The sequence below is a fragment of the Stenotrophomonas acidaminiphila genome (assembly GCF_001431595.1).
Taxonomy (GTDB): domain Bacteria; phylum Pseudomonadota; class Gammaproteobacteria; order Xanthomonadales; family Xanthomonadaceae; genus Stenotrophomonas; species Stenotrophomonas acidaminiphila.
The window spans coordinates 71,466-81,124 of record NZ_LDJO01000005.1 but is presented as its reverse complement, the minus strand read 5'-3'; the positions used below and the strand labels follow the sequence as shown (position 1 = coordinate 81,124).

Annotated in this window: 10 protein-coding genes and 1 tRNA gene; 3 read left to right on the top strand and 8 right to left on the bottom strand. The window is 65.3% G+C overall.

What is annotated here, in order from left to right:
* The 8 genes from ABB33_RS01120 to ABB33_RS01085 all read right to left on the bottom strand — a co-directional run.
* A partial coding sequence (locus ABB33_RS01120) for an AcaB family transcriptional regulator (protein ID WP_152984907.1) occupies positions 1-248 on the bottom strand: 248 nt, incomplete at its 3' end.
* Positions 249-695: 447 nt separating this feature from the next.
* Entirely contained in the window at positions 696-1,964 is a 1,269-nt protein-coding gene (locus ABB33_RS01115; RefSeq protein WP_033448887.1) for an STY4528 family pathogenicity island replication protein, read from the bottom strand.
* A 3-nt stretch (positions 1,965-1,967) separates the two neighbouring features.
* A complete protein-coding gene (locus ABB33_RS01110) occupies positions 1,968-2,528 on the bottom strand; it encodes a DUF2857 domain-containing protein (protein ID WP_033448890.1) in 561 nt (186 codons plus the stop codon).
* A gap of 15 nt (positions 2,529-2,543) precedes the next feature.
* The gene (locus ABB33_RS01105) at positions 2,544-4,178 is read right to left on the bottom strand and encodes a ParB family protein (protein ID WP_033448893.1); all 1,635 of its coding nucleotides are present in this window, start codon (positions 4,176-4,178) and stop codon (positions 2,544-2,546) included.
* Positions 4,171-4,419: a hypothetical protein gene (locus ABB33_RS01100; RefSeq protein WP_033448898.1), complete on the bottom strand. Its 249-nt coding sequence runs from the start codon at positions 4,417-4,419 to the stop codon at positions 4,171-4,173. Before ABB33_RS01100 ends, ABB33_RS01105 begins: the two co-directional genes overlap by 8 nt.
* Positions 4,403-5,278 carry a ParA family protein gene (locus tag ABB33_RS01095; protein WP_033448900.1) on the bottom strand — a complete coding sequence of 292 codons (876 nt, stop codon included), beginning with the start codon at positions 5,276-5,278 and terminating at the stop codon, positions 4,403-4,405. Before ABB33_RS01095 ends, ABB33_RS01100 begins: the two co-directional genes overlap by 17 nt.
* Positions 5,279-5,320: 42 nt before the next feature.
* On the bottom strand, positions 5,321-5,533 hold the full coding sequence (locus ABB33_RS01090; protein ID WP_033448903.1) for an AlpA family transcriptional regulator: 213 nt from the start codon (positions 5,531-5,533) through the stop codon (positions 5,321-5,323).
* Between the two features lie 118 nt (positions 5,534-5,651).
* Complete coding sequence (locus ABB33_RS01085) at positions 5,652-6,398, bottom strand: hypothetical protein (RefSeq protein ID WP_033448905.1); 747 nt, start codon at positions 6,396-6,398, stop codon at positions 5,652-5,654.
* A gap of 27 nt (positions 6,399-6,425) precedes the next feature.
* Between ABB33_RS01085 and ABB33_RS18365 the strand changes: the two genes are divergently transcribed.
* The 3 genes from ABB33_RS18365 (at position 6,426) to ABB33_RS01075 (ending at position 9,619) form a co-directional block, all read left to right on the top strand.
* Positions 6,426-6,824 (top strand): hypothetical protein, encoded by a 399-nt coding sequence (locus tag ABB33_RS18365; protein ID WP_060433553.1) that lies wholly within the window; start codon positions 6,426-6,428, stop codon positions 6,822-6,824.
* Between the two features lie 549 nt (positions 6,825-7,373).
* Positions 7,374-7,449, top strand: a tRNA-Gly gene (locus ABB33_RS01080).
* A 226-nt stretch (positions 7,450-7,675) separates the two neighbouring features.
* Entirely contained in the window at positions 7,676-9,619 is a 1,944-nt protein-coding gene (locus tag ABB33_RS01075; protein WP_056930831.1) for a tyrosine-type recombinase/integrase, read from the top strand.
* Positions 9,620-9,659: the final 40 nt, after the last annotated feature.

Genomic DNA, 9,659 nt, shown 5'->3' with positions numbered 1-9,659 from the left:
TTTGGTTGGTGTGTCTTGTCCTCGATGCGCAGCATCCAGAAGTCGCTGTACGGGTCGTCCTGCTCCGAGCCGCGCCGCATCTTGTTCATCTGGGCGATGTAGCCGTTCAGGCCGACGATGCCGGGTCGCCCCTCGCCGGCGGCGCGACCGTGCCAGATGCGCGAGGCGTGGTGAGTGTGCAGCGTCAGCGACATCGCGCTGCGCAAGGAGCCGAGATTCAGTTGCAGAGGTTCGTTGGTCGTTGCCATGGTGTCCGCTCGTTGTTGGAAAAGAGCGGCCAGCTTCGGCAGGAAGCGGAAGGCAGTCAGTCAACAAACCGAAACCCGCCCGTCCCCGGTTCAGGGCGCGGCGGGTGCATGAGACGCGAGCTATCCCCAGGGGATAGCTCCATGGAGCGCCAAGGAACGCTGCACGCCCGGATCAGCGCGGACAAGGACGATCTCGCGGCAAGCGATCGGGGCTTGGCGTGCAGCGGTTCGACGTCGTAGCCGTCAGTGGAACTATCCCCAGGGGATAGTTCCATGGAGAGCCAAGGAACGCTGCGCGCCCGGCTCAGCCCGGACAAGGCCGATCCCGCCGCAGGCGATCGGGGCCTGACGTGCAGCGGTTCGACGTGTAGCCGTCAGTAGAACTATCCCCTGGGGATAGCTCTGCTGGAAGCCACTGGCATCCACTTCACCGCCTTGCAGGCCCGCTCACTTGCTGGCGAGCAGGTTGCGCAGCCGCTCGATGTGCTGTTTGGCGACTTCTGGCGGCACCGGCTTGCCCTGCGGCTGGGATGGTGGCGGTGCTGGTGGTGGCCGCTCATTCGGCGGAGCGTATGCAGATGGCGCGTCTTTCTTGGCCCAGGCGTTGAACTCGCCATGGATGGCCCGTTGGATGATGCCGAACAGATACCCCGCAGGATTGCGGATGCCGTGGCTGCTGCATCGCGTGGCCCATTCGTCCAGCACAGCCTGCCTCAGCGAGGCATCGACCTGCTGCAACGCCACCCGCGCACCTGTCTGCTGCTCTGCCTTCAGTTCCGCGAAGCGTTTGGGCCATTGGAGGTCGCCCAGCGCGCGCGCCTGCGCTTGTGCGTGCGCGGTAGTACGTACTTCATTAATACGAGTACTACGTACTGTACGGGCCTGCTTCGGATTCCGAAGAGAGGCGTCTGGCGCGGGTTTCGACCCTGCTTCGGATTCCGAAGTGGGGTCGTCAGGATTCCGAAGAAGGCTCGTCGCCCCTTCTTCGGATTCGTGCGTGGCGTCCTCCTGTGGATAACCTTCGTGCGCCCCAGCGCCCTGGCTGGCGAGGCGCTCGGCCAGGACTTGCAGCCTCGACGGCAGGGTGCGCCCGGCCAGCATCGGGTCTTCGCCGATTTCCTTGAGGGTGTGCAGGCCCACGATCTGAACGGTTTTGGCCGAGTGGCCGAGCGCCTGGCTGACCAGTTGCAGGTAGTCCGGGTCGAGCTGCATGGCCTCGAACGGCGTCAGGGGTTCGTCGTGCAGCACGTACAGATTGCCGAGGATGCGGCCGGTCCTGGCGTCGCGCCGTCGCCGCACCAGGCTCAGCCACCGGGTCAGTCGCAGCAGCGTCAGGGCTCGCGCCACGGTTTCATGCGAGGCCTGGCCGGCGCAGGGCATCGAGGCCAGCCAGGGCCGCAACTGCTCATAGGTGGGGAATGCGGTCACGCCGTCGTCGTTGAGCATCAGCCGGAACACCTGCCAGGCGTTGCGCTCCAGCGGCGTCAGGCGGCGGTCGAGGAACAGCCGCCGCGGTACGGTCTCGTGCCGATTGCCGCTGAAGAGGAGCGCATCGCCGGTCGCGGCCGGTGTCGCAGGTGACGGCACGGGTATGCGCTCGGGAGCGGGTGTTGGCGGGTTGGGGTTGGGCTTGGGCGCAAAGTTCTTCAGCGCCGCATCGAACAGGTCAGCGAGTGCGACGGGGCCATGGCGTGGCGCGGTATCGTCCACGGCCATGGCTCAACCCAGTCCCTGATCGACCCACGACTTGATCGCGGCCCAGACCACCGACAACGGCAAATCCATGCCTTCGGCGAGGTCCATGGCCGCGTCGAGAATCGAGGTCTCGTCCTCCAGGTCCACATTCCTGCTGCTGGTGATGGCTTTCCAGCGCCGCCACAGTTCGACGTCCTGCTTCTCGTCCAGGACAGGGTGACGACCCTTGCGCTTGGGCAGGCCCAGCACCTCACGGCGCAGGGCGACTTCCTGATGGGTCAGGCCATAGAAGCGGCTGACCATCTCCGTGCTGGCCCCCAGGCGCAACATGCGATCGACGGTCGCGATTTCCTTCTCCACGTCCTGCGCCTGCGAGAGCAGACGCCGGAGCACCTCGCGGTTCACGGACACGGAACACCACGAGACATTGGCGTTGGCGAGCACGCTCACCATGGCGGGATGCTTGAGCGCATCCAGCTCGGCCTCGCTGAAGCCCATCGCCTTGCAGCGGCGCAGTTGGCCGTTGCGCAGGTCGTAGAGCGCCTGGGCGATGACGGCCTGATTGAGCGGGTGCGGGGCGGCCATGCGGGTCTCCTTCCTTCATGCCCCAGGGCCTGCGGCACCGGACTCCAGGTCCAGCAGGCGCCGGGCCAGGCGCAGCAATCGGAACAGCTTGACCAGCGCGGTGTCGCTCAAGCGGCGGGTCGCATCGCCTTGGCCATGCAGCAGCGCCGGCAGTTCGGCGGCAAGCTGCCCGCCGTCCAGATCGGCATCGGTGAAGCTCTGGCCTGCCAGGCTCGCCAGCAATGCCAGCACGACGCGGCCCTGCGGTGATGGGGGCTGTGCGTTGGGATGGCATGCGAAGCCCACACCGTCCGCGCGGTCCTCGATGCACTGATCGAGGCCTGCCTCGCCCGCGATCTCGCGTGCGAACTGCGCGATGTGGATGCGCAGGCGATCGGGCGTGTCCAGGCCCGCGTCGATGTGCCAGACGTCGGAAATCGGGTAGAGACCGCCCGCCTGGACGGGAATGGACTGCAAGACGTTGGCCGAAAAATCGGGCAGCGCATCCCCCAGCTCGTCGGCGACCATCCGCTGAATGGATTGCAGCCGCTCCGTCGTCGGTGCAGGCGAAACGATGTGCCCCTGCAGCAGATCACCAGGAGCAGCCACGGGGCTTCCTGCGGGCGAGCCGTCCGTCCCCGAGCCGCCCTCGCGCTCGCGCGACCCAGGTGTGGTCGCCGGCGTCGGGGCCGATGGGGCCGGCGCGGCGGGCGGGCGTGCCACGGTGCCGGGCTCAGGCAGCGCGGGCGGTGCCGATGGTGGGGTCGGGTCGCTGATCAGGGCGCGATGGCGGCTTTCGGATTCGGTGAGGTCGAGCGCCAGTACGTCGTAGTCGATGCCGAGCAGTTCGGACATCTGGCCGATCAACTCGTCCTGCACGCGCTGGGGGGCGAACTCGTCGGCCTGCGTGTCGAACTGCGACAGCACCTCCTGAAAGAAGTCGTCGAAGTCCTGCACCAGCGTGCGGCCCTTGGCGTAGCGCTCCCACGCGAGCATGCAGGCCTTGCGCGTGACCGACAGGCGTTCGACTTGGTGGCGGCCGAGCCCGCCATAGAGCACGGTCGGGATCGCCGGCAGGAGGTAGCGCACCGCGTCGTTCATGCGGCTGATGTGCGACTGCTGGACTGGGAAGCCGTCGGCAGCGAGCCGGCGCGCCAGCTCCGACTGGCTGAGGGCGGCGCCGCTTTCCTGCTCGTAGAACTCGCGGACTTTCTCGACGCCGAGGGCGCGCTCGATGAACGTCAGGCCCCCGCGCAATTCGTTCTCGGCCAGGTGGCCGGTCAGCATCACGACTTCGCCGCGGCTGGGCCACGGGCGGAACAGGCACGATATGCGGAAGAACCGCTCGTCCTTGGTCTCCGACCACAGTTCGCGCAGGATCGCCAGGCGCGTGTTGCCGCCGTTGCGGATGATGTAGTGGTCCTCGCCCGGGCGCCGGGTGATCGCCGGCGCTGCGTCCAGGCCGCGCTCACGGATGGACGCCTTGATGTCCTCGTAGGCTGGGTTGCGCTTCTTCCTGGGATCGTGGTCGTAGGGGCGCAACTGGTCCAGGGTCACGACCATGGGCGTGTCGGCGATCGGGTCGCTCAAGGCCGAGGTGGACGGGCCGCTGCGCTCGAACCCGGCCGCGAGCAGCTTGCCGGCCATCTGCTGGGAGGTCATTTCAGCCATGGCGGCCTCCCTGCGCTGGGGACCGGGACTCGCGCTCGGCGCGGCGGATCTGCGCGCGGGCGTTGAGGGCCGCCCGGTGGTCGCTGGCCGTCGAACTGGTGTAGATCGCGGCGCAGCCTGCCTTCGTGAATTTGAGGTGGCCGCCTGGCGTGCGCTTGACGTGCCAGCCCTCGCCGACGGCGAACTCGATCAGGGCGCGCAGCCGCTTGTGGCCTCGGGCCAGTTCATGTGCGTTCGCCATGGGGCCTCCCGGTATCAAGAGGAAATGGCGGGCGGCCGGACACGCGAGCCAGTCGGTGCTGCCATTGCGGGAACAGTTCGCCGGCGAGGCCGCGCATGGTGTCGAGCGCGGCGGGGGCGACTCTGCCCGGTGGCTGGCGGTACTCGACGCGATGCACGGGCAGGCCGCGCGTCGCGGCGCGTGGATAGGCTTCGATGGCCGGCACGTCGGCGGCCAGCACGCGGATGCCGGTGTGGTCCTGGAACAGGTCACGCAGGGCTTGCTGGATCAGCCGGGCGTTCGCCGACACCGGGTGGACCCGGTTGATGAGCAGATGCAGCGGCGGCGGCTCGATGCCCAGGTGCCGGTACGGCGCGATGTCTTCCAGCAACTGCATGGTGCCGCGCCGCAGCTCGCGGGCGGCGAGGATTTCCGGGGTGACAGGCGACAGCGCCAAGTCGGAGGCCAGTACTGCCATCTCCAAGGTCACGCTGCGCGCGCCCTGGGTGTCGATCAGCACCAGGTCATAAAGGGGAGCCAGCATCGGCAGCAGGTGCCGCAACCGCAGGCGCCCATCCGGCGCGTGCAGCAGCAAGGTGTTCAGCTCGCCCCGATGGTCGTTGGACAGCACCAGGTCCAGGCCTGTGATGATCGTGCGGGACACGAGCTGGCCGAGGTCGCGCTCGTTGAAGGCCAGCAATTCATAGATGCCGCCGGGCGCGCGGTGGGCCAGCTCGTAGTAAGAGGACAAGGTGGGCTGCACGTCGAGATCGAGCAGCAGCACGCGCAGTCCCGCATCGGCGGCTAGCCCGCCCAGGTTGGCGGCCGTGGTCGTTTTACCGACGCCCCCTTTGGTCGAGACAATGGATACAACCTGCATGGCGTTCTCCGGGTGAGGATGGGAAGTCCGTGGGAGAACGGGTCAGGCCCGGTTGTTGACGCGCTCGGCGATCCACTGGTCGATTTCGATGGAATCCCAGCCGACGGCGCGCACGCCCAGGCGCAGCGCCTTGGGGAACTTGCCGGCGCGCATCAGGTTGTAGAGGTGGGCACGCTTGAAGCCGGACTTCGCTTCGACTTCTTCCAGGCGCAGGATGCGGCGCTCGTTGGGCGGCAGTGCAGGTGTTGGCGACATGGCGGTCACTCCTGAACGCTCAGTGGCGTTTGTTGGCGTGACCTCTATTCAATAGACGCGGCTGCGGAAAGACATTGCCAATGCAATCTCCGCGGCTGCCTAAACAAGCTGGAAAACCTTAGAGGATGGCGCTATGTAGCCGGCGCCTGGCTGTGGCGAACTTGCCGTTCAATGTCCGCTCCGCGATCCCCATGACGCCGTGGTGATGGGCGACCAATGCGCTGACCACGGCCTCCTGCGTCTTGAAGCTGGAGTACGGCGTGCCCGAGGGCGACTGGCCGAGTATCAACTCCAGCATGCCCCCGATGATGTTCAGGTAGGTGGTCTCGGCCCGATCGCTGATCGAGCATTGCGCGCATGCGGGGATCACCGAGGACTGCTTGAGCAGCGCGTCGTGCTTTTCCTGCAACTCGCGAAGCTGACGCTTGGACTGCTCCAAGGCGGATTTGAGGGCCAGCCTTTCGACCAGCATGGCTTGCCCGGTCTCCAGCGAGATGAAGGGATGGGCGATGCGCTCGCTGCGGGAGAAGAGAAAGGCGGGCCGCTGCTCGGGGTAGTGCTGGCGCATCCAGCGCTTCAGATCGACGTGGCGAACGGTGATATCAGGGGAGTCGATCAGTTCGATGTCGCGCATCGTGATGCCGTTCTGCCCGAAGGGCAGTTCCCCATTGAGGATGCCGTCGTAGATGCGGTCGGTATACAGCCGCAGTTCGCCCCAGCGCGGGCAGTCCAACGACTGTGGCAGGTCTCTCGGCGACGAGATCGAGGCCAGGATGACGTGCTCGAATCGCAGCAGCCCGGCCCAGCGTATGGAGGCTTCGATCGGGCGGTAGAACACCTTTGATGTTGGTGCATTGTTGTTCATGCTCCTATCTCCTTCCAGGAGAACTACATGGCCGACTCCTTTGGTGCCAACCTGAAGGTCGGCGTGTTGTCTGTGCATGAAGCGGGTCCCGAGGTCCGCTTCGTCATGGGGCCTGAGTACTTCTCACCGGCTTGTGTTGCAGGTAGCCGTCGTGTGCTCGATATGCAAGAATCCAGTGAGTCGCAAGATGGTCGAGCCTTCGCTGGCAGGCTCGAAAGCGACGCGCACAGTAGCAGCGTCATAAGTAGCGGCGATCTTCGCAAAACCGTTTGGGTATGGCCTGATATGCCAGCGGTTTCACGAGGCGCGAAGGGCTCGCAATCGCTACCCGACGTCCACAAGGACGCGGTGAAACCCCAGCCTGTCATGCTTGTCCAGCATCCTGATATAGCGACAAAGAATCGCGCGCTGACGCGCCACGGCTAGGGTGTGCGTTCTTCCCGCACGACTTGTGCGGACGAGCTACGCAATGCGCGGCGCATGCGGCTCGTAGCTGACATCCGAACTGAGCCAGCACCGAGAGAATCGGCCTGGACGTCATCGCGGTACTGGTGCGGGTGCCGAGAGCAGGGACAGGCGCCAGTTCGAGACCGTCGCTGACGACGTTGTGACGAGTGTGGGGCCGGTGTGCTGAGTGCGGGTCTATGGACGCCAGTGGAACTCTTTGGACGATCTTGTTGGCGGGGGTGAAAAACTAGGCTACAATCTAGGTCTTCGCTGGCCACCTCGGCGAAGAAAGTGTTCGGGAAACAACGACTTACGCGCCTAGTAAACGTCTCGTTTCCCGCTCCAGTTCGATGAAGTTTCCGGGTTTTCAACGGGGCGTCATCAAGGGATTCACCTCGTGTATATCGAGCAGTCAAGCGACTGCGTGCGGGATGCACAGGGAGGCCAAGAGCTTCCCAAGAGCGTGAAGAAAGTTGTTAAAAAGGCTGGCGCAACACCTACGAAGTCTGTAGAATGCACGGCTCCCAAGCGGGAATAGCTCAGTTGGTAGAGCGCAACCTTGCCAAGGTTGAGGTCGCGAGTTCGAGTCTCGTTTCCCGCTCCAAGTTATGATCTACAGACTTCCACTGACGTCTGTAAGTCGTTGAAAAGAGGGGCTTCGGCCCCTTTTTTCATTCCAGCGAGCGCCACGGAAATCCACCCACAGCTACCGTTTTTGAGTGACCAATTGAGGCACAAGAATACGGGTGGGACGGCTACCGGATAGTTGCTGGGGCTGAGCGGGAACCATGACGAGCATAGAGCCTAAGTCATAACTTAGGAGCCTCGAAATGGCACTCTCTGATCTGACCGTCCGGCAGGCAAGGACCACCGGCAAGCGCTACACCCTCTCCGACAACGACTGCCTGGGCCTGATGGTCTCTGCCGCAGGCGGCAAGTCGTGGATCTTCCGCTACTACTGGCTGGGCAAGCAAAAGCGCATGTCCCTGGGCGGCTATCCCGCCCTCAGCCTGCGCGAGGCCCGCGCCGAGCGGGACAAGGCCCAAGCCCTGCTCGCCAGGGGGATTGATCCCCAGGTCGAGCGGGATCAGCGGCGGCACGCGGCCAGGCTGGCAGGCGAATACACCTTCAAGAACGTCTTCGATGCCTGGGTCGAGCATCGCCGCAAGGAACTCAAGGAAGGCCGTCAAAGCACGCTTTCGCAGATCCTGCGCATCTTCAACAAGGACGTGCTGCCCACCCTGGGGAAGATGTCGATCTACGACATTCGTCGGCCCCAGCTCGTAGGCGTCGTGGCGGCGATCGAGAAGCGCAAGGCGTTCACCACCGCCGAGAAGGTCCGCACCTGGTTCAACCAGATGTTCCGCTACGCCTTGGTCATTGCCGAGGGGCTGGAAGTCAACCCGGCCGCGGACCTGGACGTGGTGGCCGAGCCCAAGCCCCCGGTGGCCCACAACCCCTATCTGCACCTGCCCGAGCTGCCCGAGTTCCTTCAGAAGCTCCGGCTCTACAACCCCCGGGGCTGGCAGACCCAGCTTGGCGTCCGGCTGCTGTTCCTGACGGGGGTGCGCACGGGCGAGTTGCGGCTGGCCGAGCCTGAGCAATTCGACCTCGACCGCGGCTTGTGGATCATCCCGCCGCAGGTCGTCAAGCAGCTCCAGGACGAAATGCGCAAGGCCGGCAAGCGGCCGCAGGACGTGCCGCCCTACATCGTGCCCCTGTCCCTGCAGGCCATCGAGATCGTGCGCTATCTCCTGGGCGTGATGCGTCCGGCGCAGAAGTACCTGCTGTCGCATCGCAGCGAACTCAAGAAGCGCATCAGCGAGAACACCCTCAACAAGGCCGTGCAGCTCATGGGGTATGAGGGGCGCCTGACCGGTCACGGCATTCGCGGCACCATCTCGACCGCGCTCAACGAGATCGGCTACCCGAAGATTTGGGTGGACGCGCAGCTTTCGCACTCCGATCCGAACAAGGTCAGCTCGGCCTACAACCACGCCAAGTACGTGGAGCCGCGCCGCCGGATGATGCAGGACTGGGCCGATCGCCTCGACTTGCTCGAACAGGGCGAAGTGGAAGCCGCGAGCGCGCACCTGACCATCCGTATCGACGGGGTGCCGGCGATGGCGGAAGTGGAGGAAGTGGTGGGCGCGGTCCCCACGGTGGCCGAGTCCGCTGTCCCTGGTGTGCCGCCCGTGGTGGCCACGCCTATCGTCGTGACCCCGAACAGCGGTGGAATCACGTTCCAGCGGCTGTCGCAGGTGCCGCCACCTCCGGTGCATGCCCCGGAGCCGGAAGTGTCCGCCATCCAGCGCGAGCGCGAGGAAATGCTGGCCATCTATGAGTCGCCGAACAATCTGCCGGTCCCGCTGTTCGGCAAGCTGGCCGGGAAGTCCAAGGATCAGATCAACCGCGAGCTGAAAGCCGGCAAGCTGTTGTCCATCAGCCTGGGCAACCGGGGGCAGCGGGTTCCCGACTGGCAACTGGTGCCGCTCAAGCACAAGCTGGCCCAGGTACTCATGAACCAGTGCCCGCACGCGGATTCGTGGGACCTGTACCGCATGCTGACGCAGCCGCACCCTGACCTGGGGGATCGTGCGGCCATTGATGTGGTCACGCCGACCAACGTGCCCGCGATCATCCGGGTCCTCATGGGCGACTGGCAGCGCCATGAGGATGTGCCCGAAGCCGTTGCCACGCGGCCCATCCCCGAGGATGTGCGGCTGAGCGTCCGTCGGTTGGTGGATAGCGCAGTAGTGCTTGAGGGGGCCTGACCCGTGGACTGCAACCTCTGGCCGGGGTTGTCACCCCGGC